This window comes from Yersinia sp. 2542 StPb PI, assembly GCF_048593855.1.
GTDB classification, from domain to species: Bacteria; Pseudomonadota; Gammaproteobacteria; order Enterobacterales; family Enterobacteriaceae; genus Yersinia; species Yersinia enterocolitica_E.
This window is the reverse complement of sequence record NZ_JAZGQA010000013.1, coordinates 16,611-42,622: the sequence shown is the minus strand read 5'-3', so window position 1 is coordinate 42,622 and position 26,012 is coordinate 16,611. Positions and strand designations below refer to the sequence as shown.

The window sequence follows — 26,012 nt, the reverse complement described above, 5'->3', positions numbered from 1 at the left end:
CTCGCCTAACACAACGACAATATCAAGCCATCATCCAGTTGATAATGAGTTATCGGCAAAATAAATATAAAGTTTAGATACAATCATTTTTTAGTCGATCAAAAAATTATTTTGACATTTTTGACAAAAAATCCATTTTGTTTATCGGGCAGAAAAAAGGCACTTCGATCATGTGAAGTATACTCTCTGACAGAAATAAGGATGGATTATCAGCAGCTTAATTTTACATCCTAAAATCAGGAGGATTAAGAAATTGCCTCCTCAACAGGTTATTATATTTGTCACACTATACTGCACGTATTTTCACTGAGAACCAGAGGGTGATAAGCTTTAAAGATAATCCATTCTCGGATTTCAATATTAGTGTAAAACACGTACGAATGAAGTAATGGTTTTGTCGTCAGCTTTATTCTAACTCTCTGATTTTAATTCTCGAATTTGCTGAGATATGACTTTAAAACGCGCAATTCATCAAATCAAACTGCATCATCAGGTGATTCCGGGGACCGAAGCGATGTCATTATCACAGCAACGTAAAGCCGGATTAAAGTGCGAAATACGCAGAGATAAGCTATTGGCCCCTCTTGTTAGGGAGGGGCTAACAATTATAACGTGTTGGTGAAGGTTCGGGAGACCACATCCTGCTGCTGCTCGGGCGTCAGGGCGTTAAAACGTACGGCATAACCAGAAACACGGATGGTGAGATTTGGATAGTTTTCTGGATGTTCGATGGCATCCAGCAGCATGTCGCGATTCATGACATTGACATTAAGATGCTGCCCACCTTCCATCGACTCATCATGGTGGAAATAACCATCCAGCAGGCCGACCAGATTATTATTACGCACCGCCGAGTCCTTGCCCAAGGCCGCAGGGACAATCGAGAACGTGTAAGAAATCCCATCTTTGGCATATTTGAACGGCAGCTTACTGACAGAGGTGAGTGATGCCACGGCCCCTTTGCGATCACGGCCATGCATAGGGTTAGCACCTGGTGCGAATGACATACCGTCGCGTCGGCCGTCGGGGGTATTACCCGTTTTCTGTCCATACACCACATTAGAGGTAATAGTCAGAATTGACTGCGTCGGCACTGCATGGCGATAGGTTGGCAGCTTGCTGATTTTCTTCATAAAACGTTCAACTAAATCACAAGCAATACTATCGACACGCTCGTCGTTGTTACCGTACTGAGGATATTCGCCCTCAATGGTAAAATCGACAGCCAGCCCATCGGCATCACGGATTGGTTTAACCTTGGCGTATTTAATGGCTGAAAGCGAATCCGCCGCTACCGAAAGCCCGGCGATACCGCAGGCCATGGTGCGATAAACATCGCGATCATGTAGTGCCATCAGTGACGCTTCGTAGCTGTATTTGTCATGCATATAATGGATGAGATTCAGGGCGCTGATATATTGCACCGCTAACCAATCCATAAACACGTTGAGGCTAGCCATCACCCGCTCATAGTCCAGCACGTCATCGGTCATCGGGGCACATTTCGGGCCGACCTGAATTTTGAGCTTTTCATCCATGCCACCATTGATGCAATACAGCAGCGTTTTAGCCAGATTGGCGCGCGCACCAAAGAATTGCATCTGCTTACCGATCACCATCGGGCTAACACAGCAGGCAATCGCATAATCGTCGCTATTAAAATCTGGCCGCATCAGATCATCATTTTCATATTGCAACGAAGATGTCTGAATCGAGACATTGGCCGCATAACGCTTAAATGCCTGTGGCAACGCCTCCGACCATAAAATGGTTAAATTAGGCTCCGGCGCTGGCCCCATGGTTTCCAACGTATTGAGATAACGGAAGGTATTTTTGGTCACTAAGGTTCGGCCATCCAAGCCCATTCCGCCCAGCACTTCCGTGGCCCAAATCGGATCACCGGAGAACAGTGAATCAAACTCAGGTGTCCGCAGGAAACGCACCATGCGAATCTTCATGATGAAGTGATCAATAAGCTCTTGCGCCTGCTGCTCGCTCAACACCCCGTTGGCTAAATCGCGCTCGATATAAATATCGAGGAATGTCGCGGTGCGGCCCAGTGACATCGCACCACCATTTTGCGATTTCACCGCGGCCAGATAACCAAAATAGAGCCACTGAATAGCTTCTTGAGCATTTTTGGCCGGTCCTGAAATATCGCAACCGTAGCGAGCGGCCATGGTTTGAATCTGCAACAGCGCGTGGCGATGCTCAGCCAGCTCTTCGCGCAGGCGAATCACACTTTCCAACTCAATACCTTGCTCAAGTTGTGGCTGTAAATCGGCAAACTGTAGCTCACGTTCCCGCACCAGATAGGCAATGCCATACAGTGCGATACGCCGATAGTCGCCAATAATACGCCCTCGCCCATAGCCATCCGGCAGGCCGGTCAAAATGCCGGATTTACGACATTTCAGCATCTCAGGCGAATAAACATCGAACACGCCTTGATTATGGGTTTTACGTAAATCAGTGAAGATATATTTGAAGTTGGCATCCATCTCACGGCCATAGGCGTCAAATGCGCTTTGCACCATGTTGATACCGCCAAAAGGATGTAACGCACGCTTCAGGGGTTTATCGGTCTGTAGCCCGACGATTTTTTCCAGCTGTTGTTCAATGTAACCTGCTTTATGGGCAGTGATGGTGGTGGCAATATCATCATCAAAGTCTACCGGCGCATGAGTCGCATTCTCCAAACGAATCCCCTCCATAACCTGCTCCCACAATTTTTGGGTCGCAGGGGTGGCGCCGGAGAGAAACGACTCATCACCTTCATAAGGTTGATAGTTCTGCTGGATAAAATCTCTGACATTAATTTCGCTATGCCAATTGTTCCCGCTAAATCCGAGCCATGCATCGGCATATTTTTTATTATTTACATCAACATCAATCTTCATGAACAAACTCCAATAAACAGAATATAGCTGGTGATTTCATGGGCTTTAGGGTCAAAAAACAGCCTCGGGAACCGCTGCGCTCTGTTGTGCGTAGCCAAGGCGGACCGCATCAAGCGCAATCATTTTTTCTTCATTGGTGGGGATAACTGCGGCAACGACCCGTGAGCGGGCGGTAGTGATGACATGAGAGGTTCCATGCTGTAGCCGGTTGTTTTTACCGTGATCGATGTCGATACCAAAAACGGCCAGATGCTCCAGCGTTAACTGACGGATAAGCGATGAGTTTTCGCCAATTCCCCCGGTCAGAATCAGGCCGTCGAACCGGCGCAGCGAACTGATATGTCCGCCAATATGGCGTGCAAGGCGGTGCACAAAAGTATGTATCGCCAGACGCGCCGCTTCATGCCCCTCGTGATAGGCTTTCTCCAGCGTCCGCATATCAGCAGACAGACCGGAGATCCCCAATAAACCGGACTCCTTATTAAGCATATGATCCAGATCTTCCAGACTTTTCCCGGTTTGGCGCGCCAGATATGCCAGTGCGCCAAAGTCCACATCACCACTGCGTGTTCCCATGACCAAACCGTCCAATGGGGTCATGCCCATCGATGTATCAACGCTTTTGCCGTCCTGAACCGCGCAGACAGATGCACCATTCCCCAAGTGAGCGATAATCAGGCCGCAATCGCTCCCATCAAATCCGAAGAAACTCGCGGCAAGCCCTGCCACATAGCGATACGACGTGCCATGAAAACCATAACGTCGTACCCCCTGTTCGCGGAAATAGCGGTAAGGTAGCGCATAGAGATAAGCCTCCGGTTTTAATGTTTGATGAAAACCGGTATCAAATACGGCGACTTGTTTAATGCCGGGAAATAGCTGGCGTGCCGCCTCAACGCCGTGCAAATTGGCGTAGTTATGCAGCGGAGCCAGTGGCGAAACCTTTTTGATTTCCTCCACCACCCAATCATCAATCAGCACTGATTCACTGAATATTTCACCACCATGGGCAATACGGTGGCCAATCAGCGAAATTGATTTATTAAGGCCACGCTTTTCCAGCTCATCGGCAATCGCTGCCAATGCATCAACATAATTCCATTGAGCCAATTGAAATTGAGTGACTCTATCAATCCGCAAAAAAGGTTTTTCAGTGCCAATACCGTCGGCAATCCCGCAGATTACCGCGTCACAATTGTCGGCGGTCAGCACTGAAAATTTAATGGATGATGAACCACAGTTAATAACCAAAACTGTAGGATTTAATGTCATGTGATTACTCCGCCCGTGTTTTTTGGGCAAAACACGGACTTTTAAGCGCCGTACTTATATTAATTTGTAGACGATGTTGAAGATGGTCAGCAGACCGACGAGGGTAACAAAATAGTTTTCTGGCCGGCCTCTGAAACGGGCCAGAGAAGGCAGTTTATGAACGGCGTACATAGGCAGCAGACACAGTAGTGAGGCGATAATTGGTGCCCCCATGGCTTCAATCAAATCAAGGATATTCGGGTTGAGATAAGCCACCACCCAGGTTGATCCCATGATGAAAAACATACTGACCAGATTAAGCTTGCCACCGGATATTTTAGTTTTATCGCCTTGGTAGCCGAACTTAATAATCAGACCATTGAGACCTTCCAACGTACCGAGATAATGTCCGAAGAAAGATTTAAAAATAGCGACCAGCGCAATCAGTGAAGCGGCATATTCCAGCGTAATGGAGAAGGTCGATTTGCTACCAGACATGGCAGAAAAATGGTTTGCCAGATAAGACAGCACTGGAATATTTTGTGCCTTAGCTTCTGCCATATTTTGCGGCGACAGCGTAAACAGGCAGCTAAAGGCAAAGAACATCACCACAGCCACCATCAACATGCTGGCCTTACTAATAATCTGAGAGCATTTTTTCTCAGTAAAATCCCGGCCAAACTCCGGTTCATATTCTTCACGCTTTGAGACCACGAAAGAAGAGACAATCGGCGAGAAATTGAAAGAGAACACCATGATGGAAATACCCAACCACACCGTCACCAGTATGCCATCGTGTCCTAGCAGAGAAATCTGGCTCAAATCCACCTGCTCAATAACCGAGGCATTCCAGTAAGGGATCAGTGAGAGTGAGATTAATACCAGACAAGTAATAAACGGAAATACCAGAAAACTCATCACCTTAACCATCAGGTCTTTACCGAAGTAAATCACCCCAGCCATCAGCAATAGCAACGCCAGCGCCACCACACCACGGTTTAGCGGAGCCAGTTGGAGTTGATGTTCCCAGAAGGTCATAAAGGTATTGGTGATGGTTACGCCGTAAATCCACAACAACGGACAAATTGCGAAAAAATAGAGGAAGGTAATCACCACACCACCGGTTTTACCGAAGTGTTCTTCCACGGTCTCCGTAATATTGCCTGAACAGTTACTGCCAGATAAACATAAACGCGCCAATGCCCGATGACAGAGAAAGGCAATCGGATAAGCCAACACCAACATAATTAAAATAGGAATTAAACCGCCGAAACCTGCGCGGATTGGAAAGAATAAAACGCCTGCCCCTATTGCTGTGCCAAATAATCCCAAAGTCCAGGTTGTATCTGATTTACGCCACGTTTTTGTTTCGATTGCGGTAGTGGTTGTAATAGCATTATCGATATCCATTAATAAATTCCTTATTAATATATTTTACGAAATACTGCCTAATCCCGTTATTTGTGATACGCGCGATAAATCAATATTGCCGCCTGATATAATGCTGACGGTCTTTTTGCCGGTGATATAATCTTTTAGTTTTCCGCTTAATAATGCTGCGGATGCTAATGCACCTGCACCTTCGGTAATAATCTTGTTACGCTGAATAAGGTCAATCATACTTTTTCTTATTTCATCTTCACTGACCAGTACAATGTCGGTAACCAATGTTTTGACGATTTCAAAAGGTAACGTACCTGGGCGAGTCACATCACAACCATCGGCAAGCGTACCGGTTTTACGATGATTAGTAATACTGCCGCTATAATAAGATGCCGCCATGCCGTGAACATTCTCTGACTGGACGCCAATAATATTAATGGTTGGATTAATAGATTTAATTGCCAGCGCGATACCGGCAATTAATCCACCGCCACCAATAGGGACAATCACATTATCGACATCATAGAGATCTTCAAGTATTTCCAGCCCGATAGTGCCCTGACCAGCAATCACTTTTTCATCATCGAAAGGGTGAATAAAAATACGGTGTTCCATTTCAATAATTTCACTGGCTTTTGCTATGGTATCGTTGAAATTCTCACCATGTAGCACCACCTGTGCAGAATATTCACTGGTCGCCGCAATTTTTGATTTAGGGGCGCAATTTGGCATCACCACCTTGCTGTTAATCCCCAACATGGCACAGGATAAAGAAACCCCTTGCGCATGATTACCCGCCGAACAAGCCACAACCCCTTGCCTTCTCTCCTCTTCGCTGAGTGAGCTGAGCTTATTGAATGCACCGCGAATTTTGAATGACCCGGTACGTTGCATGTTCTCAAACTTCAGATAAATCTCGCCATGACAGCGCTCACTCAGATAATTCGACCTCGCTAATCCTGTTTTGTAGATATGCCCTCTCAATCGTTTTTGTGCATCAATTACATCATTGATAGTTATTGGTAAGTCACTGTAAATTTTCATCTTTCATAGCCTTGCAGATTAAAATTCCTAAGAATTATGTATTTTGCTTGGCAGGATGCTACGACACAAAAAACTGCATTAATGTGATGATTGCAGCAAAAAGACGTGGAGTTGATCTTCCAACCAGTTGTTTGTTTCGAAAAATGCAACGCGGTCGACACTCTACAATTTGGATTAGTTTTTATAATCTAAAATGGGCTTGCTCAGTTCGATTCGCCCTGCCACAAAAACAAGCCGCATCCTTGCGGCTTGAGCATTACGTCAAATCAAGTAAGGTGTTTAATTGCGCTATCTGTTGTCGCCACTGGCATTGCAGCTCTGGCTTCTGATGCTTGAACTTACGTGCCAGATCCTGTTTCAGCTTACTTTCCAATTCCAACAACTCAGCCAACAACTGCTCTTCTTCACTTTCCACTAACATTATCGACTCAGGTTCGAATGTGGAGGCGGGCACAGAAACTGATGCAGGTTTATCGGCCAAAATGGCATAGACCGGTTCTAGATGGTGCCACTCTTCCAACCGCTGCTTATCGATTAACCAAAAACGATTGCAGTTTTGTTCAATCAATGTACGGTCATGGGAAACCAGCAACACCGCACCACTGAAGGTTTTCAGCGTATTTGCCAGCTCTTCTTTACCTTCCATATCAAGATGGTTAGTCGGTTCATCAAGCAGTAGCAATGAATAGTTAGCCAGTGTCAGGCCGATAAATAACAAGCGTGAACGCTCTCCACCACTCAAGGTGCTAACCAGCTGCTGATGCCGAAGATAGGGGAATCCGGCACCGATCAACGCCATTTTTCGCTGATCTTCGGTCAAGGGTGCAAAGGGGGCTAGAGCCTCGGATAGAGTGTCTTTATCACGCAGTTGTTGCAGACTTTGGTCGTAATAGCCCACACGTACTTTAGGGTGGAACGTCACTCCCACGTCGGCGGTCTCTGGTTGGCTAAAGGCCCGCCATAGGCAGTGCAACAGAGAAGATTTACCGCAGCCATTGCGACCTACTAATGCAACGCGATCACCGCTTTTGACCCGAAATTGTGCCAATTCAAATAGCACCGGTGCCTGAGCCGCTGGTCGAACCCGTAAATCTGAGAGTGCCAGCACTCGGTCTGCCGCCAGAGCTTCGCCATTTAGGCGCAATTGCCACTGATTACCGGCGGTGACCTGAGTTTGCTCATCCTTGAGGCGATCGACCTGTTTCTCCATTTGTTTAGCCTTACGCGCCAGTTTTTCGTTGTCATACACGCTGCCCCAGATGGCCAGTCGCTTGGCGCTTTTTGCTACCCGATCAATTTCCTTCTGTTCGGCTAAACGGCGATGACTGTCCGAGATATCTTTCTCCGCCAATGCCTGCCGTGCCTGAGTGCATGGCAGGCGGATAAATTGCAGATTTTTGTCACGCAAAATCCAGGTACAGTTGGTCACACGATCCAGCAAACTGCGATCATGTGAAACCAGTACAAAACTGCCACCCCAATTCAGGAGAAACTGCTCCAGCCACAGCAGGGTAGGTAAATCCAGATGGTTACTGGGTTCATCCAATAGCAGCAAATCTGGCTGGCGGATCAGTGCTCGTGCCAGCAACAGACGCGTATGCTGACCACCACTTAACGTACCGGCAGTCAGCGTCCAAGTGGGTTCATCAAACCCCAAGCTGACGAGCAAAACCTCTGCTTGCCAACGTTCTGGTTGATGCAGGCTATTGGGGAGATGATTGAGCACCGCATCCAGTAAGGTACAATCATCTAAAGCGGCGGGGAGATGTTGTTCAACCCGGGCCATCAGGCACTGGTTGGCGGTAGTGATAGTACCGGCCGTGGCGGGAAGATCACCGCTGAGGATTTTCAGCAGAGTGCTTTTTCCACAACCGTTATGGCCTATCAAACCAATGCGGTCACCTTTTTTCAGGCCGAAGGAAATCTCAGCCAGCAGTGGGCCGAAAGTGTTGTCGTAACCGACAGATTTTGCAGAAAGTAATGTGGTCATTGCTTACTCAAGTTTTACAGGCATAGAGATGCCTATCGTCAATAAAGCCGACGATAACCGGTAAGCCGGAGGGAAGTTGTCAGAGTGTTAGTTAGCTTCGCTCAAGCAAGTTATCGCAGCACGATACCGGTAACGCTTGAGCAATCACGATCACTAAAGACGAGTGAATAAAGAAACAATTCACGGGTCAACATAGTAATCCTCCTTAATATAATTCTGGTTAATGTATGACCTCATTATATTTAGTTTCTTCACTTTCTGCCAGTGCCGTCAGAAGGCCATAGACCGTGGTGGCTGCGGGTGTTTTTTGGCTAAGTACAGCTACGCGATTATCTCGTCCATCCAGCCAAACCAACTACTGACCCGCGTGCGATTGCCTGATTCAACCATTATCGGCCTTGAGCCCCGGATGGCGCTGGCATCAAACTTATGCGCTTGTCGAGCCAAGCTTAGTTCGCTAACTAAAACATCAATTAACAATAAATATGTCTTGATGTAACATTCGATCATACATGATAATGCTTATTATATTGATACTCGTTATCATTTCCGTGCTAAATATATGGACACACAGTTGAATAAAACACCGAGGTTGAACGACGAACCTGCTGTCGAGTATCCGACAGCAAGTAAGCCCTTGTCTGTCACCAGCGAACAACTGCTGGGAGAGCACGGTGTCGCCTTTATCGTCCATCAAGGCGAACACTATCAACTGCGCCAGACCAAGGCCGGCAAACTAATACTGACCAAATAACATACACAGAACCCACGTCATGGGTATTACAGCAAAACAGCAGCCGTACAGAGGCGAGGGCCGAGTAACGGGCCGCTAATACTGCTGTAGCATCAAAAGACGAAGGGGATAGCAAGCCACCCAGATTCTCGAATCAAGGCAGCCAGCAACCTATATATCTGTTTTATTCGCATAGAAAATATGGAGAATTGCCGACATGCCTCGTTTCATTTCTGACCGTTTCCGCTGGTCCCCACTCAGTTTGGCGATCGCTTGCACACTGCCTTTGGCCGTTCAAGCGGCTGATACCACTACCACGCCGACAAGCAGTAAAAAACACACTACCGATACCATGGTGGTTACGGCAACAGGTAATGAGCGCAGTAGCTTTGAAGCACCGATGATGGTAACCGTGATTGAAGGTACCTCGCCGACCAGCGAGACCGCCACCTCTGCGGCAGATATGCTGCGCAAAATACCGGGGCTGACCGTCACCGGCAGCGGGCGGGTCAACGGCCAGGATGTGACACTACGTGGCTACGGTAAGCAAGGTGTATTGACTCTGGTTGATGGTATTCGCCAAGGTACCGATACCGGCCATCTGAACGCCACTTTCCTTGATCCGGCACTGGTGAAACGTGTTGAAGTGGTGCGTGGCCCATCTGCCCTACTGTACGGCAGTGGCGCATTAGGTGGTGTTATCTCTTTTGAAACTGTCGATGCCGCTGACTTGCTGTTAGCGGGCCAAAATACCGGTTACCGCGTTTACAGCTCTGCGGCTACCGGTGATCACAGTTTCGGCCTGGGTGCCAGTGCCTATGGCCGCACCGATGATGTTGATGGCATTCTCTCCTTCGGTACCCGTGATATCGGCAATATCCGTCAGAGTAATGGTTTTGATGCACCAAATGACGAAACCATCAGTAATGTGCTGGCAAAAGGAACCTGGCATATTGACCCGATTCAGTCACTGAGTGCTAATCTGCGCTATTACAACAACAACGCAATAGAACCCAAAAATCCACAAACCAGTGCGGCTTCCAGTGGCAATGTCATAACCAATCGTTCAACGATCCAACGTGATGCCCAACTCAGTTACCACCTTAAGCCACTGGATCAGGAGTGGTTGAATGCCACCGCACGGGTTTACTACTCTGAAGTGGAAATCAATGCACGGCCACAAGGTTCAGCCGAAGAGGGACGTAAACAAACCACGGAAGGCGGAAAGCTGGAAAACCGGACGCGTTTGTTTACCGACAGCGTTGCATCACACCTGCTGACTTACGGCACAGAAGCCTATAAACAAGAGCAGACGCCGGGAGGCGCGACGACCAGCTTCCCACAAGCAGATATCCGGTTTGGCTCCGGCTGGCTACAAGATGAAATCACCCTGCGCGACCTGCCAGTGTCCATTTTAGCCGGTACCCGTTATGACAACTATCGCGGCAGCAGCGAAGGCTATGCTGACGTCGATGCCGACAAATGGTCATCACGCGGCGCAGTGAGTGTTACCCCCACTGACTGGTTGATGCTGTTTGGCTCCTATGCCCAAGCTTTCCGCGCACCAACCATGGGCGAGATGTACAACGATTCACGGCATTTCCCCGGCAATTACTGGGTACCCAATCCGAATCTAAAACCGGAAACTAATGAAACCCAAGAGTACGGGTTCGGCCTGCGTTTCAGTGACTTGCTAATGGCTGAAGATGACCTGCAATTCAAGGCCAGCTACTTCGATACCAATGCGAAAGACTACATCAACATGACTGTCTCGCGCACAACCACCACATCAGTGAATATCGAGCGGGCAAAAATTTGGGGTTGGGATGCCACCATGAGCTACAAAACAGCCCTGTTTAACTGGGATCTGGCCTATAACCGTACCCGGGGTAAAAATCAGAGTACCAATGAATGGCTCGAATCCATTAGCCCGGATACCGTCACCAGCGTAGTGGATATCCCGGTTGCCAGCAGTGGTTTCGCGCTGGGTTGGATTGCCACATTTGCTGACCGCTCCAAACCGTTAAGCACCGGTAAACGTCAGGCCGGTTATGGTCTCAATGATTTCTATGTCAGCTATAAAGGCCAGGAACAACTGAAAGGTGTCACCACGACCGTGGTTCTGGGCAACGCATTCGACAAAGAGTACTACGCGCCGCAAGGCGTGCCACAAGATGGCCGCAACGCGAAGCTATTTGTGAGTTACCAGTGGTAATTCATTAAAAAAAGATAGTCTGAAACTACTCATCCGGTAATCCAATTTATGGATTACCGGATTATCATTTAACGCTGTCACCTGCATATAAAAAATCAATAGAACGAGGATGTCATCAATGAGCAAATCTATATATGAGCAGTACATACAAGCCAAAGCGGATAACCCAGGCAAATACGCGCGTGATTTAGCGACACTAATGGGTATTTCAGAAGCGGAACTGACTCATAGCCGTGTGGGTCATGATGCAAAACGCTTACAAGGTGATGCCCGCACCCTACTGGCCGCATTGGAGGCGGTGGGAGAAGCCAAAGCTATCACCCGCAACACCTATGCCGTGCATGAGCAGATGGGCCGTTACCAGAATCAACATCTGAACGGTCATGCGGGTTTAATCCTTAACCCGCGTGAATTGGATTTGCGGTTGTTCCTCAATCAGTGGACCAGTGCATTCACACTGTCAGAAGAGACACGCCACGGCGTGCGCCATAGTATCCAGTTCTTTGACCAGCAGGGTGATGCGTTACATAAAGTCTATGCTACTGAACAGACGGATAGGGCGGCTTGGCAAGCCGTGCTGGAGAAGTTTATCAGTACAGAAAACCCAGCGTTGCCATTAGAAGTACTGAGTACACCTGAAGTGGCCGAGCCAACAGTTGATGATGCCACCGTGGATACCGAATGGCGTGCCATGACCGATGTACACCAATTCTTCCAGTTGCTTAAGCGCAATAATTTGACCCGCCAGCAAGCATTCCGCGCCGTCGGGGATGATCTCGCCTATCGTGTTGATAACCGTTCACTGACACAACTACTGAATATCGCCCAGCAGGATCAGAACGAAATCATGATTTTTGTGGGTAACCGCGGCTGCGTGCAAATTTTCACCGGTTTAATTGAGAAAGTGGCCCCGCATCAAGACTGGATTAACGTTTTCAATAAACGCTTTACGCTGCATCTGATTGAAACTGCTATTGCTGAAAGCTGGATCACCCGTAAACCAACCAAAGATGGGTTTGTCACCAGTTTGGAACTGTTTGCCGCCGATGGTACCCAACTTGCTCAACTTTATGGCCAACGCACCGAAGGGCAATCAGAACAAAATCAATGGCGTGAGCAGATTGCCCGCCTGATCAATAAGGATATCGCTGCATGAGACTAAGGCTGCTGTCACTCCCTTTCATTCTGTCACTGAGCGCCGGTATTCTGCCGCTAAATACATTCGCCGCAGAACGTATTGTCACCATTGGTGGTGATGTAACAGAAATCGCCTATGCACTCGGTGCTGGTGGCGAGATTGTGGCGCGTGACAGCACCAGTCTACAACCGCAGGCAGTGCAAAAGCTGCCTGACGTGGGGTACATGCGAATGCTCAATGCCGAAGGGATTTTGGCGATGAAACCGACCATGCTGTTGGTCAGCGCACTGGCTCAACCCTCATTGGTACTCAAACAGGTTGCCGACAGCGGGGTTAACGTGGTTACCGTACCGGGACAAACCACGCCGGAAAGTGTAACGGCGAAGATTAGTGCGGTCGCCACAGCGCTTCATCAGCCAGAACAAGGCCAAAAACTGATTAAGGACTACCAACAACGTTTAGCTGCGGTGAGCAGTACGCCACTGCCGGTAAAAGTGCTGTTTGTTATGAGTCACGGTGGCCTGACACCGATGGCTGCCGGTCAAAATACTGCCGCAGATGCCATGATCCGTGCCGCTGGTGGTAGCAATGCCATGCAAGGCTTTAGCCGCTACCGCCCACTGTCACAAGAGGGGGTTATCGCCAGTGCGCCAGACTTATTGCTGATTACCAGTGCCGGTGTGAAAGCACTGGGTGGCAATGAGGGGGTCTGGAAATTACCCGGTATAGCCCTGACACCCGCGGGTCAACATAAGCGCCTATTAGTGGTGGACGACATGGCATTACTTGGCTTTGGCTTGGAAACGCCGCAAGTGCTGACGCTGCTGCGCAAAGGCATGGAACAAGCGCAATGAATTGCCGTATCCATCCACGCCTGATGCTGAGCATCTTACTGATGGTTCTAATCTTATTAGCACTCGGCTCGGCCAATATGGGGGCTTTGACGCTCTCGTTCCGTACCTTGTGGCATGCATCATTAGATGATGCCATGTGGCATATCTGGCTGAATATCCGCCTGCCGCGCGTGTTGTTGGCGGTGGTTGTCGGCTGCGCGCTGGCGGTTTCCGGTGCCATCATGCAAGGGTTATTCCGTAACCCGCTGGCTGACCCCGGCCTATTGGGTATCAGTAGTGGTGCCGCTTTGTGCGTCGGGCTAATTATTGTCATGCCATTCAGCCTGCCGCCACTATTAGCACTTTACAGTCATATGGTCGGCGCGTTTATTGGCAGCCTGGCCATCTCAGCCATTATTTTTACCCTCAGCCGCTGGGGCCATGGCAACTTATCCCGCCTGCTACTGGCTGGTATCGCCATTAATGCGCTGTGCGGTGCGGCGGTCGGGGTGCTGACTTATATCAGTGATGACCAGCAATTACGCCAGTTCTCACTCTGGAGTATGGGGAGCTTAGGCCAGGCTCAATGGTCAACACTGATGGTGGCGGCTTCTTTGATCCTACCCGCCTGTGTTCTTGGATTATTACAGGCGCGTCAGTTGAATCTGTTGCAGCTAGGAGATGAAGAGGCACACTACCTCGGTGTTAATGTACGCCAAGCCAAGCTGCGTTTGCTATTACTGAGCGCCATCTTGATCGGTGCCGCGGTGGCTGTCAGTGGAGTTATCGGTTTTATCGGGCTGGTCGTGCCACATCTTATCCGCATGCGTATCGGTGCTGACCACCGCTGGTTGCTGCCCGGTGCCGCACTGGGTGGGGCTTGTCTATTACTGACCGCCGATACTCTGGCCCGTACCTTAGTCGCCCCGGCTGAAATGCCGGTCGGGTTGATAACCAGCCTACTGGGTGGCCCTTATTTTCTATGGCTGATTTTACGTCAGCGGGAGCAACTCAGTGGTTGATATAGCAGGGCTTAATATAGCTGGAGTTAATCAGGCAGTAACACCGACGGCGTTATTGGAGGCTAATCAGCTCGCCTATCATGTGCAGGGCCAGAGGCTAATCAAGAATGTTTCGCTACAAATTGCCAGCGGCGAAATGGTAGCTATTATCGGGCCGAATGGCGCGGGGAAATCAACCCTGCTGCGCTTGTTAACCGGTTACCTCACCCCTTCTGATGGTGAGTGCCAATTGCTCGGCAAAGATCTGAAGAGCTGGCAGCCACAGGAATTGGCCCGTACCCGTGCAGTCATGCGGCAATACAGCAGTCTGGCTTTTCCATTTAGTGTTAGCGAAGTGATTCAGATGGGCCGTGCCCCTTATGGCGCGGCACAAGATAGGCAAGCTGTAGAAGAGGTGATGGCTCAAACGGACTGTTTGTCACTGGCACAGCGTGACTATCGCGCACTGTCTGGTGGTGAGCAACAACGGGTACAATTAGCCCGCGTATTAGCACAATTGTGGCAACCACAACCGACACCACGCTGGTTGTTCCTTGACGAACCGACCTCCGCATTAGATTTGTATCATCAACAGCATACCCTGCGCCTATTGCGCCAGCTCACCCACCAAGAACCCTTGGCGGTGTGCTGCGTGTTACATGATTTGAATCTGGCCGCACTCTATGCCGATCGTATTTTGCTGCTAGCACAGGGCGAACTGGTGGCCTGTGGCACACCAGCGGAAGTGCTCAATGCCGAGACGCTGACTCGCTGGTATCAGGCAGATTTGGGGATTTCACGCCACCCTGAAACCGCACTACCACAGATCTATCTGCGCCAGTAAATGATACACATTGCGAGGCTCAAAGCGAGCGGCCAGTCAGACTGCCGACAAATCACGATGATGCGATCTGAAGCCGTGAGAATAGGCAAAAGAGTAAAACGTCGCGCCTGGGATGGCGCAGCTCGAACCACCAAGGGCGATTTTACCATCTGCCTATTCTCTGCACCGCCGACACTTTGTCATTAGCCTCACCCGTCTAAGGCTAGCTTTGCTTTTCTAACACCACCTGCGGTTCTGCATCAGCCAACAATTCATAAATTGCCTTACCAACGATTTGCACTGCCCGTTCGATTTCTGCGGTCATTGGTTTGCTGTAGCTGAGCCGCAGGCAATTGCGGTATTTCCCTGAAGCTGAACTAATAAACCCAGCGGCAACCTGTACCCCCTGTGGTAATAAGCAGCGATTAAGCCGCAAGCTATCAAATCCATGAGGCAATTCGACCCAGAGCATAAAGCTGCCCTGCGGCCTGCTCAGACAGGTACTCGGTGGAAAGTATTTCATTACCCAACCGGTCATAATATCGCGGTTACGTTGATATTGGCGGCGCATCCGGCGCAAGTGCTGCATGTAATGCCCTTGCTTGATAAACTCAGCCATCGCCAGTTGTGGCAACGACGCCACCCGCCCGGCAGAAATATATTTCATGTGCAGCGCTTTCTCTAAATAGCGCCCCGGTGCAATCCAACCAATGCGTAAACCAGGTGCCACCGTTTTAGAAAAAGAACTGCACAGCAGTACCCGACCATCATCATCAAATGAGGCAATGGTCGGTGGGCGCGGATATTGATAAGCCAACCCGCCATATACATCATCTTCAATAATCGCCACATCATAGCGCTGAGCTAAGGTCAGTAAAGCCTTCTTGCGTTCGTCCGGCATATTGTAACCCAGAGGGTTATTGCAGGTTGGAGTAAGCTGAATCACTTTGATCGGCCATTGATCCAGTGCCATTTCCAATGCCTCCAGACTGATCCCCACCACCGGATCGGTCGGGATCTCAATCACCTTCATTCCCATCCCTTTCAGGGTTTGCATCGCACCGTGAAAACTGGGGGAATCGATAGCAACAATATCACCGGCCTGACAAACCGCCCCCAATGCGATAACCAATGCGCCATGGCAGCCAGAAGTAATAATGATATTTTCAGCCGACTGATGATTACCGCTATCCAGCATCAGCCGGGCAATTTGCTCACGCAAAACCGGGGTACCATAAATATTGTCGTACTCCAGCACTTCCTCGCTTTGGTGTAGGCTAATTCGGCTAAGCAATCGACTGAGTATTTTTAGTCCTGGCCCAGACAGGTCGGGCGAACCGACGCCCAAATGGATAACATTCGCTTGATCGCCCCTGGTCAAAAATGCCAGCGTATTTTCCCACTGTGATACCTCTACCGGCCGCTGGGCATGGGTGCATGTCGCCGGTAAGGAAGGCAGGTTTGAACTGCAACGCACGAAATAGCCCGATTTCGCGCGCGCTTCAATTAGCAGGCACTCTTCCAGCTGCCGATAAGCCTGCTGGACGGTACTGATACTGACACCATGCTCGTCACTCAATACTCTGACAGAAGGCAGCCGCTCCCCTGCAATATACAGCCCCTCTTTAATCCGTTGACTAAGAATATCAGCCAGTTGTTGGTAACGAGTCATTGATATCACCTGATAAATTGAGTGGGACCAGTACAGATGGCGCTTATTTGTACCATTCAGTTTATATATCGCATATCTGTATGGAAATAATAGTCCCCATTTGCATCTGTAATGTTTTTCGCCAAAGTTTCATGCTAGTGGCTCACCTAATGACGGGGAGTCGATGATGAATAATATAATTGAAGATCAAATAGATGAATGTTGTTTATCGGCTGCTCGAGCAACGAAAAGCCGCCACAATATTTTTATTCAAGTGTGGCTGAAAGCATACAGATACCTATACCAGTGTAATGAACGACGTAAAACCGCGAATACACTGTCAAGATTGAATTCAGATCAATTAAAGGATATTGGCCTAAGCCGGGATGATATCAAACGGGATTACAGCCGCCCGTTCTGGCGCTGAGTTAGGGTTCTCATGGCAGTAAATAAGCTTAAAGCTGAATAGACTGGCTTCGGTGTAATACCGTACCGAAGCCAGTATTATTAGTTAGAAATCATAACCGACGGTTGCCAGCACTGAGCGCTCAGCACCCCAGTAGCAATAAGAGGTGTTGTAACAGGCTGCGACGTATTTTTTGTCGGCGATATTATTCACATTCAATTGAACAAATGCCCCTTTCAACGACGCAGCCCAAGTGCCTAAATCAGCACGGACAGAGGCATCGCCCAGTGTATAAGAGGGGACGCGCAAAGTATTAGCATCATCAGCCCACTGCTTGCCAATATAGCGGATACCCGCACCAATATTGATGCCGTAACCTGCTTCATATTGCGCCCACAGTGATGCCATATTTGACGGCGCTAATACTGGTGTATTGCCATCATTACCATCAATAGCATCTTTGAATTTCACCCGATTATAGGTATAGCCCGCAATCACACTTAACCGGTCATTAACCTGGCTTCTGGCCTCCAGTTCCAACCCCTGTGAATTAACTTTACCGGCTGGCACAAAATAGGTCGCCGGCACGGCACGGTTTGCCACATCATTTTGTGTCAGGTCATATAAAGCGGCGGAATAGAGTGAAGTGCTGCCCGGCGGCTGATATTTGATACCGACTTCATACTGCTCGCTGGTCATCGGTTTCAATAAGTTTTGTTGGGCATCCGGGAACAGACTTGGCGTGATGGCCTGACTGTAGCTGACATAGGGTGAAATGCCGCTGTCGAAGCTATACAGTAATGCCGCGCGCCCACTGGCATGTTTATCGGTACGTTCATCGGTGCTATTGGCAGTCTTATTAATGTTTTCAGTTTTCATCCGGTCATAACGGCCTGATAGATTCAGGTGCCAATTATCCAGCGTCATTTCATCTTGCAAATAGATGCCACTCTGTTCATAGCGGCGGTTTAAATAGGAGGTGTTGATGCCCGGAGTGGTCAGCAGATAATCGCTATAAAGCGTGCTCCCCGCCGAAATACCGGTGTAAGGGTTCAGTGTGGTCGCAAAAGCGCTGTCGCTGCGCAGATTATTGCTGAACTTCTGGAAATCAAAGCCCAGCATCACCTTATGTTCAACTGCGGCGGTAGCAAAATCAGCACCCAGTTGGTTATCAATAGCAAACGCGTTGAGCGAGGAATCCTCACCGGAATAATAGCGATTCATCAGAGTGCGATCGCTATTCCATCCTCCCTGATAAACCTGTTCTAACTGAGTATTGGAATGGGTGTAACTGGCATTCTGGCGGAATGACCAAACATCATCAAATTTATGTGAAAATTCATAGCTATAGATTTGCTGCCAACGTTTAAATACATTGTGGTTACTTTCGCCATCAAAGAAGCCACGGCTTAATTTCTGCCCATAGATGCTGCCATCAGCCGGCACCGAACTGTGGTAACCACCAGAAGGGTCTTTTTGCAAATTAGCCCGCAATAACAAAGAGGTATTCTCATCCGGCTGCCACAATAATGAGGGTGCGATGGCATAGCGTTCTTCACGCTGATGGTCGTACATGGTGTCACTGTTACGGGTAATCCCGGTGAGGCGAAACGCCCAATGCTCGGATATAGCATCGGTATAATCAAAGGCAACCGCTTGTGTATTGTTATTACCGGCCGTCAGGCGGAAATGGCCTTCAGAAGTAAACTGTGGGCGTTTAGATGTCATCATCACCACACCGCCGGGGATACTCTGACCATACAGTGCCGAAGAGGGGCCTTTGATGACATCAATGCGCTCCAGGAACCACGGGTCTACTTGCAACACGTTAAAGCTGCCGCCGTCACTGAGTAAGCGCAGACCATCAAGGAAGGTATTGTTCACATCACCGCCATGGAAACCCCGCAGTGCGATGGTGTCATAGCGGTTGGCTCCGCCGGAAAAACCGGTGAACACGCCAGGAGTGTAATTCAGCGCCTGATTAATCGTAGCGACATTTTGGTCATCCATCTGCTGACGGGTCACCACCGATACCGCCTGGGCGGTAAGAATTAAGGGTTGATCCGTTTTAGTCGCCCCTTTGGTGGTTGTCGCGGTGTAGCCCGAGGTCGGGAGATCAGCAGCATTACCTGCTTTGGCCGTGACTTCTATCGTATCTTCAGCCAGCGAAGCGAAAGGAATACACATCGCCAATGAACATAAAACAGCAGAACGCTTTATTACAAAAACCGAAAACATAGTTATCTTCCCCAGATAATTAGGCATATAAAATAGATGGTTATAACCAGCATCCATTGCTATTTCACAGCGCAATAATATTGCCTGCGTGCCACATATCGTGGGTCCATAAGTTCAGCGCACAATCTATTAAATGAGAGTGTTAATTTCAATGATAATTATTATCTTTATCATTTGAGAGGGAGGAGTAATTATCGGAGTAAGATTATTCCGTAACGTGCAGAATGTGCCACAATGGCGGTCAGGCTGGCTTTAACAGCACACCTATCGGATTTTTGGGTTAATTGTGGCACTCACTTTCAGGCTGATCGGTTTTATGAAAAAGATTGGGTACGTTGTTGCACGTAGAAATTATCCGCTGCTGTGGCTGCTGCTAACGCTTATTTTTGCGTCAATATCAGGTACCAGCGTTGCCGCCATAGCATCAGATGCTGCGGCTGAAAACAGTGAGGCGCCAGTAAAACCGGCAGTATCAGTACAACTGATTAGCCTACAAAAACAGTTGGATAAGCTGAAGCAGAGTGTCTCTGCCAGTACCTCCGATAACCAGTTGAGTGTGCTAAACGAGACCGCACTGGCACTGGCGCGTGATGCTGATATCTTGATAGCCGACCTGAAGCCCAAGCGGGAACAACTGCAAACACAGTTGGAGGTTTTAGGCCCGTTACCTGCCGCCGGAGCATTGGCAGAGACCCCGGTAGTCGCCCAGCAGCGGCGGATATTGAATACCCGTAAAATCCAGTTAGATGGCCAGAATGATCAGGCCCAAGCTATCAAAACCAACGCGGAAAACCTGGCAACACAGATCATCGCGTTACGGCGCACCGCGTTGAAATCACAAATTGCCTTAAATTCTGGCAGCATTTTGGGGGCGAACTTCTGGGCACCGATCGTCAATCCCAATGTTGACGATGACCGCCGACTGAAAGATTTTACCCAAGAACTGGCCGATGCCTGGAGTGCCGCCTGGGAACCCGAATGGCGTTTCGGCACCACGATGTATCTGCTGCTAGCACTCTTAATCAGCATATTTGGTTTTAAATTTCTCGATGTGCTGACCGCCTGGTTTTGTACCAAATGCTTACCACCAGGCCCGCTACGCCGCAGCTTTATGGCCTCAGCCACCACGCTTTGTACGGTGTTGATCACCGTCACAGTGGCGCAATGTATCACTCAAACCTTTACCCGCACGCCGGATGTCTCACAGGTAGTGATGGATTTTGCGCTGGCATTTGTTCAGCTCATGTTCTTCTCAGCTTTAATCGCGGGCCTTGGGCGGGCATTTTTATCCAACCAACGCCCCTCATGGCGGTTGCCTGCCATCGCTGATGAAGTGGCCACATCACTGAGACTATTCCCCCCTCTGCTAGCCAGTTGCATCATGATTTTTGGTGCCCTTGATCAGATGAACAATATGATCAATATCAGTGTGTCTGGGGCCATTTTTAGTAATGGTATTTCGGCGCTGCTGGTGGCGCTTACTGCGGCGATTATTCCGTTACGTGCTAATCGGGTACGGCGTAATCTGGTGGTAAATGGCGAAAAACCTGAAGCCTATTCCACGCTGGCGGGATTGATTCATTTCGCCATCGGCATTACGGCAATAGCCATATTACTGTCATTGTTAGTCGGTTATATCGCACTGGCGAAATTCTTAAGTTACAAGTTGGTGTGGAGCTGTCTGGTCATCGCCTGTTTATATTTATTAGTCCATTTGTGTGTTGATTTGGCGGAAAGCATTTTCTCGCCCACCAGCAGCGCCGGTAAAGCCATTAAACAGTCACTGAATATTGATGACCGCCATTTGGCCCAGGCCGCAACGTTACTCTCCGCCTCCAGCAAAGTACTGCTGATATTGTTGGCCATTATCGCATTACTTAATGGCACCTTTGGTTCCACTACCCCGATTTCACTACTGCAAAAAGCGGTAGAGTTATTAAGTGGCGAAGGGCTGGAAAAATTAAATATTGTTCCCACTAACTTATTTAATGCGCTGGTTTGCTTACTGGTCGGCTTATACGTGCTCAAAGCCGCACGGCGTTGGCTGAATAATGAGTTCTTGCCACAAACCCAGATGGATTCCGGTATAAAGACCTCGGCGGTAACGCTTTTCAGTAACATCGGTTACGTGCTGGTGATTCTACTGACCTTATCGGTACTGGGCATCCAATGGAATAAATTAGCCTGGATTGTCAGTGCATTGTCGGTGGGTATCGGCTTTGGCTTGCAGGAGATTGTGAAGAACTTTATTTCCGGCATTATTTTGCTGACCGAACGGCCAGTCAAAGTGGGGGATTTGATCAGTATCAGTGGGGTTGAAGGGGACATTCGCCGCATCAATGTTCGCGCTACCGAGATCCAACTCAGTGACCGCTCAACAGTTATTGTCCCGAACTCCCAATTGATTTCGCAGAATGTGCGTAACGCCACCATGGCTAATGCTCAAGGGGTGGTGACCATTGCCCTGACCTTCCCGCTGGATTTGGATGTTGAACTGGCACAGGCACTGTTGATAGAAGCTTATGAAGAACACGAGTCGATACTTGATACCCCGGCTCCATCAGTGAAATTCAGTCAGTTAAGCCCGGACGGTATTGTCCTCAGTGTGACCGGTCTGGTCCCCAGTCCACGAATGGTCAGTAATACCAAAAGCTCTTTGTTATTCAGCATATTAAAACGGCTTAGGGCCGCAGGCGTGTCTCTTGCGGTGGCAACACCCAGCAAAACCGCAACTGAGTTGAACTAATCGGGCAGACCATGAGTATTATTAATAACAATAATGCTCATGGCCACCTAATCACTTATTTCGCCTCACTCAAACTAAACACTTTCAGATTACACCCCAGCCACTGAGCAGATAAGGCATTAATCCCAAAGGAAAAATCAGAGCCATAGACTTACTTATCTCAGCGCTGAATCAAATAACGAATCGTAGGGCCGTCCTGCTGAATATCCAGCACGGTATAGCCGTAGTTTCGCGCATCCAATGGGATATTATTAATCGATTGCGGACAGTCGCTGATCACTTCCAGAATTTCGCCCGGCTTCAGTTGCGGCATGGCTTCTAGCGTCGCTACCGCGGGATATGGGCACGGTTCACCCACCATATCTAAGCGGTAATCAGGTACGATGACGGTCGTTGTCGATGAGGAATGACTCATAGTAGCTCCTTAGCCAGAACGGATGTGGCCGCTTTCTGTTTACGGAAGAAACGTTTTTCCCACCACAGCATGGCAGCAAAGGCAATGGCTAACATCAGGTAAGTCACCAACAATCCGCCTATTGGCCCGAAGGTCTGCAACAAGTTCACCTTGTCATAATTGGTCGCCAAAGCAGGGGCGAAATCATCCCAATAATAGGCCAAAATGGTCGCGCCGATAATGTTACCCAGCCCCACCCACCAATAGTGAATCTGCCCTTCGACCGCGCGATACATCCAGCCGGTTTCACAGCCTCCGGCCAGCACGATACCAAAACCAAACAGCAAACCGCCAATCACCGCGTTCGGCCCGGCCCACAAAATCTTAGGTGCTACCCCCAGTTGGACATAACTGAAAATACCAATCGCACTGACCGCCATCCCAAGAATAATGGCCTTTGCCATGTGAGTACGCCCGGTTATCCACAAGTCACGGAACGCAGAGGTAAAACAAATTTGCGCACGTTCAATCAGCAAGCCAAAACCAATACCGCACAACATGGCGATGCCTAGTTTTGGCTGACGGAACAGCTCAATCAGCGACCAGCTTAGTGCCAGAACAAACACCACCATACCAAGGCGAAAACGGCGTGCGGCGCGGGCCGGATGCTGCGTCAAGGGCGATGCAGCCGTCACTTTTTGTAACTTTACCGGGATGCGAAACAGAGGTAACAGCGTAAATTTGGCACCAAAGTAGGAGCCGGCCGCCGTCGCAAGGGCAAAGAACCAGGCATGTAGTGAAAACTGTGGAATCCCGGTAAAGAAAGCCGCCAAATTGCAGCCCATCGCCAGACGAGCACCAAAACCCGCAATAATGCCGCCAACCAGCGCTTGTGCGATGCGAATACCGTGTTGAGGCTTGCGCAACTTAACGTTGTTAGCCCACAGAGCCGCCGCGATACATCCGGCAAACATGCCGATAATCATCATGCCATCAATACGATCTAACGGCGTCCCCTCCAATCCGATAACTTTAAAGTAACCCCACTCTTGCGGATGCGCGCCAAACAACTGCATGAGGTGGCCTCCCCAGCGGGTAAACTCGCCAGTCACCGCCCAAAAGGTGCCAGTTAAGCCGAAGTAATAAGTCGATAAGATACCAGCAGCAATGACCGCCGGTAGTGGCGCCCAAAAGCGCACCAGATATTGAGATTTAAATGCTTGCCAGCTCACACTGACACCTCCAAATAGATACTGTCACTTGCGATATCAAGACTATTCGCGGCGACGATAAAATAGACCTAGATATAATAAGCCAATTATCCATTCAATGAAGTATGTTGTGACGTAAGTTAGATGTTAATCAAAGGTTACGTCAGTAACAGTGCCGGAGAGGCAGGAAACATCCACGATCAGCCATCTTCACCCGCTAACTGGTAATCCAATGCCAATGCCAAGCGCAGGATAGCCGCCACCGGCTCGAAGAATTGCTCTGGTATGGTATCGCCACAGGCCACATCGCGGTGTAATGCCCGTGCCAGCGCAATATTTTCCACCACCGGGATACCCTGCTCCTCTGCTAATGCAATGATCAGCGCGGCCTGTTCGCCATGACCCTTTTCAATCACCACGGGCAAGGGTGCATCATCAGCGTGATAAAACAGGCAAACTGCAAAATGGGTGGGATTACGGACCACTGCGGTAGAGCGTCTGACGTTTTTTGCGAAACTGCCACTTTGCACTTCATGCTGTAACTGCCGGCGTTTCTGTTTGATATGTGGGTCTCCGTTGCTGTCTTTATGTTCCCGCTTGATTTCTTCCAGAGACATTTTTAGTTGTTTCATGATGTTATAGCGTTGAAAGGCATAATCCATCAAAGAGAAAACCACATAACAGGCAACCAGAGCACCCAGTAGCCAGCTCATTAATGTGGCAAAGACGGGGATCGCACAGCGACTTCCGCAGTAAGCCAGATAACCAAAAGAAACCGCATAGTGCAGCAATAAATAGCCGAAAATCAGCGTGAGCACCCCTACTTTCAATAAAGATTTGATTAACTCGAACACACTGCGCAGTGAGAATAATTGTTTGGCATTATTGATTGGATTGATGTGTTCGCCTTTAAACTCTACCGCTTTGGTTGCCAATAACGGCCCGACTTGCGCGATACCGGCAAGAATGGTGACTAAAATCAGCGCACCGCCTAATATCCCCATAATATGAATAAGTACTGCCATGCACTCCGCACCAATGCGGGCCAGTGCCATGGTCAACGGTTGTTGTAATTGGCTGATTGAACTACGGATAAGTGCGACGGCCTGATCGACCAACGTGTAGCCGGTCAGGAGAAAGTAAACCACCAGCACCACTAACTGGGCGCCGGAGGTTATCTCAACACTTTTAATTACCTGCCCTTTCTCCCGAGCTTCCTTCAGGCGTTTCGCGGTAGGTTTTTCGTTCTTTTCACTGCTCTCACCCCCCATCGGCAGCCCCATTGATCAACGGGATAAGTGTGTTTATCTTCTGTTCGGTCTGGTTAATCCCCACCAGATAGTGATGTAGGGCATAAGGCAGGCTAATCAGTAACAAAAGCAGAGCCAATGCGCTTTTAATCGGCATCGCCAGAAAGAAAACATTCAGTTGTTGTGCCGAGCGATTGATTAATCCTAAAGATAAATCAGCTAATACCATCACCAGCATCGCGGGTAACGCAAAGCTCAGACAGAGTTCCTGCATCAGTAGCCACTCACTTTGTAGAAAGTGCAGCATCGCTGATGAGGGGCGAATACCACTGCCAGCAGGCAGAATCTCATAGGAGCCATAGAGTGCTGCCAATACCAGATTGAAACCGCCAGATAATAAAAACAGTACGGTTAATATTTGCGTAAACAACACACCAAAAATAGAGGATTCCATGCCCATACTGGGGTTAAACAAAGTGGACATGGTGGCACCACGCAGAGTATCAATCAGGAACCCCGCCATATCGATGGCCCAGAAAGGCAGCGCCGCGACAAAGCCAATCATCACCCCAATCAATAGCTCAACACACAGCCCCCCAAACCAACCGATGAGGCTATCGTGGGTTATCAGTGGCAGGGAGAAAAACAGTGGCGTGACCGGCAAAGCTATGGCAAAAACCAGGCCGTTACGCAATAAGCTACTGCCCAGACTGCGCGCAGTAAACAGGGGTAATATCAGCAACATGCCGTAAGGGCGCATCATCGCCAACCCCAGCGCCTCAAGCCAGTACAGAGAGTCTGGCAT

19 protein-coding genes are annotated in these 26,012 nt (G+C 49.1%); 8 read left to right on the top strand and 11 right to left on the bottom strand.

From position 1 onward, the window contains the following. Positions 1–605: 605 nt before the first annotated feature. The 5 genes from pflB to V1952_RS03530 all read right to left on the bottom strand — a co-directional run bounded on the left by pflB (position 606) and on the right by V1952_RS03530 (position 8,568). The gene (pflB, locus tag V1952_RS03550) at positions 606–2,900 is read right to left on the bottom strand and encodes a formate C-acetyltransferase (protein ID WP_420074321.1); all 2,295 of its coding nucleotides are present in this window, start codon (positions 2,898–2,900) and stop codon (positions 606–608) included. 51 nt (positions 2,901–2,951) lie between these two features. Further along, positions 2,952–4,172 carry a propionate kinase gene (gene tdcD, locus V1952_RS03545; RefSeq protein WP_420070990.1) on the bottom strand — a complete coding sequence of 407 codons (1,221 nt, stop codon included), beginning with the start codon at positions 4,170–4,172 and terminating at the stop codon, positions 2,952–2,954. A 54-nt stretch (positions 4,173–4,226) separates the two neighbouring features. Beyond that, the gene (gene tdcC / locus V1952_RS03540) at positions 4,227–5,561 is read right to left on the bottom strand and encodes a threonine/serine transporter TdcC (protein ID WP_372559960.1); all 1,335 of its coding nucleotides are present in this window, start codon (positions 5,559–5,561) and stop codon (positions 4,227–4,229) included. A 24-nt stretch (positions 5,562–5,585) separates the two neighbouring features. Further along, positions 5,586–6,578 (bottom strand): bifunctional threonine ammonia-lyase/L-serine ammonia-lyase TdcB, encoded by a 993-nt coding sequence (gene tdcB, locus V1952_RS03535; protein ID WP_372559961.1) that lies wholly within the window; start codon positions 6,576–6,578, stop codon positions 5,586–5,588. A 256-nt stretch (positions 6,579–6,834) separates the two neighbouring features. Further along, entirely contained in the window at positions 6,835–8,568 is a 1,734-nt protein-coding gene (locus V1952_RS03530; RefSeq protein ID WP_420074320.1) for an ABC-F family ATP-binding cassette domain-containing protein, read from the bottom strand. A gap of 562 nt (positions 8,569–9,130) precedes the next feature. Here V1952_RS03530 and hemP point away from each other — a divergent pair. From hemP to V1952_RS03500, 6 genes are all read left to right on the top strand, one after another. Then, positions 9,131–9,322 (top strand): hemin uptake protein HemP, encoded by a 192-nt coding sequence (gene hemP, locus V1952_RS03525; protein WP_083161063.1) that lies wholly within the window; start codon positions 9,131–9,133, stop codon positions 9,320–9,322. Positions 9,323–9,518: 196 nt separating this feature from the next. Next, positions 9,519–11,516, top strand: a complete 1,998-nt coding sequence (locus V1952_RS03520; protein WP_420070993.1) for a TonB-dependent hemoglobin/transferrin/lactoferrin family receptor — start codon at positions 9,519–9,521, stop codon at positions 11,514–11,516. 118 nt (positions 11,517–11,634) lie between these two features. Then, positions 11,635–12,672 (top strand): hemin-degrading factor, encoded by a 1,038-nt coding sequence (locus V1952_RS03515; RefSeq protein WP_420070994.1) that lies wholly within the window; start codon positions 11,635–11,637, stop codon positions 12,670–12,672. Next, a complete protein-coding gene (locus tag V1952_RS03510) occupies positions 12,669–13,508 on the top strand; it encodes a heme/hemin ABC transporter substrate-binding protein (protein WP_420070995.1) in 840 nt (279 codons plus the stop codon). Before V1952_RS03515 ends, V1952_RS03510 begins: the two co-directional genes overlap by 4 nt. After that, a complete protein-coding gene (locus V1952_RS03505) occupies positions 13,505–14,509 on the top strand; it encodes a FecCD family ABC transporter permease (protein WP_083161071.1) in 1,005 nt (334 codons plus the stop codon). The genes V1952_RS03510 and V1952_RS03505 overlap by 4 nt, the downstream gene beginning before the upstream one ends. Before the next feature lie 16 nt (positions 14,510–14,525). Then, positions 14,526–15,332, top strand: a complete 807-nt coding sequence (locus tag V1952_RS03500) for a heme ABC transporter ATP-binding protein (RefSeq protein ID WP_420071011.1) — start codon at positions 14,526–14,528, stop codon at positions 15,330–15,332. A gap of 202 nt (positions 15,333–15,534) precedes the next feature. Here V1952_RS03500 and V1952_RS03495 read toward each other — a convergent pair whose 3' ends face one another. Beyond that, on the bottom strand, positions 15,535–16,983 hold the full coding sequence (locus tag V1952_RS03495; RefSeq protein ID WP_420074319.1) for a PLP-dependent aminotransferase family protein: 1,449 nt from the start codon (positions 16,981–16,983) through the stop codon (positions 15,535–15,537). 163 nt (positions 16,984–17,146) lie between these two features. On the opposite strand from V1952_RS03495, the gene V1952_RS03490 reads away from it, so the two are divergent. Next, the gene (locus V1952_RS03490) at positions 17,147–17,389 is read left to right on the top strand and encodes a DUF1127 domain-containing protein (protein ID WP_420074318.1); all 243 of its coding nucleotides are present in this window, start codon (positions 17,147–17,149) and stop codon (positions 17,387–17,389) included. A gap of 84 nt (positions 17,390–17,473) precedes the next feature. Here the strand turns inward: V1952_RS03490 and V1952_RS03485 are convergent, their stop codons facing one another. After that, entirely contained in the window at positions 17,474–19,606 is a 2,133-nt protein-coding gene (locus V1952_RS03485) for a TonB-dependent siderophore receptor (RefSeq protein ID WP_372559968.1), read from the bottom strand. Positions 19,607–19,892: 286 nt separating this feature from the next. Between V1952_RS03485 and V1952_RS03480 the strand changes: the two genes are divergently transcribed. After that, positions 19,893–22,352, top strand: coding sequence for a DUF3772 domain-containing protein (locus V1952_RS03480; protein WP_372559969.1), 2,460 nt, complete (start codon positions 19,893–19,895; stop codon positions 22,350–22,352). 160 nt (positions 22,353–22,512) lie between these two features. Here V1952_RS03480 and yedF read toward each other — a convergent pair whose 3' ends face one another. The 4 genes from yedF to sctT all read right to left on the bottom strand — a co-directional run bounded on the left by yedF (position 22,513) and on the right by sctT (position 26,012). Next, positions 22,513–22,767 (bottom strand): sulfurtransferase-like selenium metabolism protein YedF, encoded by a 255-nt coding sequence (gene yedF, locus V1952_RS03475; RefSeq protein ID WP_083161077.1) that lies wholly within the window; start codon positions 22,765–22,767, stop codon positions 22,513–22,515. Continuing rightward, complete coding sequence (yedE, locus tag V1952_RS03470; protein ID WP_372559970.1) at positions 22,764–23,978, bottom strand: selenium metabolism membrane protein YedE/FdhT; 1,215 nt, start codon at positions 23,976–23,978, stop codon at positions 22,764–22,766. The genes yedF and yedE overlap by 4 nt, the downstream gene beginning before the upstream one ends. 179 nt (positions 23,979–24,157) lie before the next feature. Continuing rightward, positions 24,158–25,228, bottom strand: a complete 1,071-nt coding sequence (locus tag V1952_RS03465; protein ID WP_420074317.1) for an EscU/YscU/HrcU family type III secretion system export apparatus switch protein — start codon at positions 25,226–25,228, stop codon at positions 24,158–24,160. Beyond that, the gene (gene sctT / locus V1952_RS03460) at positions 25,218–26,012 is read right to left on the bottom strand and encodes a type III secretion system export apparatus subunit SctT (protein WP_372559972.1); all 795 of its coding nucleotides are present in this window, start codon (positions 26,010–26,012) and stop codon (positions 25,218–25,220) included. The genes V1952_RS03465 and sctT overlap by 11 nt, the downstream gene beginning before the upstream one ends.

Coding starts and splice junctions, on each gene's coding strand:
- V1952_RS03490 (WP_420074318.1), top strand. CDS start 17,147: ATGATGAATAATATAATTGAAGATCAAATAGATGAATGTTGTTTATCG.
- tdcC (WP_372559960.1), bottom strand. CDS start 5,561: ATGGATATCGATAATGCTATTACAACCACTACCGCAATCGAAACAAAA.
- tdcB (WP_372559961.1), bottom strand. CDS start 6,578: ATGAAAATTTACAGTGACTTACCAATAACTATCAATGATGTAATTGAT.
- hemP (WP_083161063.1), top strand. CDS start 9,131: ATGGACACACAGTTGAATAAAACACCGAGGTTGAACGACGAACCTGCT.
- tdcD (WP_420070990.1), bottom strand. CDS start 4,172: ATGACATTAAATCCTACAGTTTTGGTTATTAACTGTGGTTCATCATCC.
- pflB (WP_420074321.1), bottom strand. CDS start 2,900: ATGAAGATTGATGTTGATGTAAATAATAAAAAATATGCCGATGCATGG.
- V1952_RS03505 (WP_083161071.1), top strand. CDS start 13,505: ATGAATTGCCGTATCCATCCACGCCTGATGCTGAGCATCTTACTGATG.
- V1952_RS03510 (WP_420070995.1), top strand. CDS start 12,669: ATGAGACTAAGGCTGCTGTCACTCCCTTTCATTCTGTCACTGAGCGCC.
- yedF (WP_083161077.1), bottom strand. CDS start 22,767: ATGAGTCATTCCTCATCGACAACGACCGTCATCGTACCTGATTACCGC.
- V1952_RS03465 (WP_420074317.1), bottom strand. CDS start 25,228: ATGGGGGGTGAGAGCAGTGAAAAGAACGAAAAACCTACCGCGAAACGC.
- V1952_RS03530 (WP_420074320.1), bottom strand. CDS start 8,568: ATGACCACATTACTTTCTGCAAAATCTGTCGGTTACGACAACACTTTC.
- sctT (WP_372559972.1), bottom strand. CDS start 26,012: ATGCCAGACTCTCTGTACTGGCTTGAGGCGCTGGGGTTGGCGATGATG.
- V1952_RS03515 (WP_420070994.1), top strand. CDS start 11,635: ATGAGCAAATCTATATATGAGCAGTACATACAAGCCAAAGCGGATAAC.
- V1952_RS03520 (WP_420070993.1), top strand. CDS start 9,519: ATGCCTCGTTTCATTTCTGACCGTTTCCGCTGGTCCCCACTCAGTTTG.
- V1952_RS03495 (WP_420074319.1), bottom strand. CDS start 16,983: ATGACTCGTTACCAACAACTGGCTGATATTCTTAGTCAACGGATTAAA.
- V1952_RS03485 (WP_372559968.1), bottom strand. CDS start 19,606: ATGTTTTCGGTTTTTGTAATAAAGCGTTCTGCTGTTTTATGTTCATTG.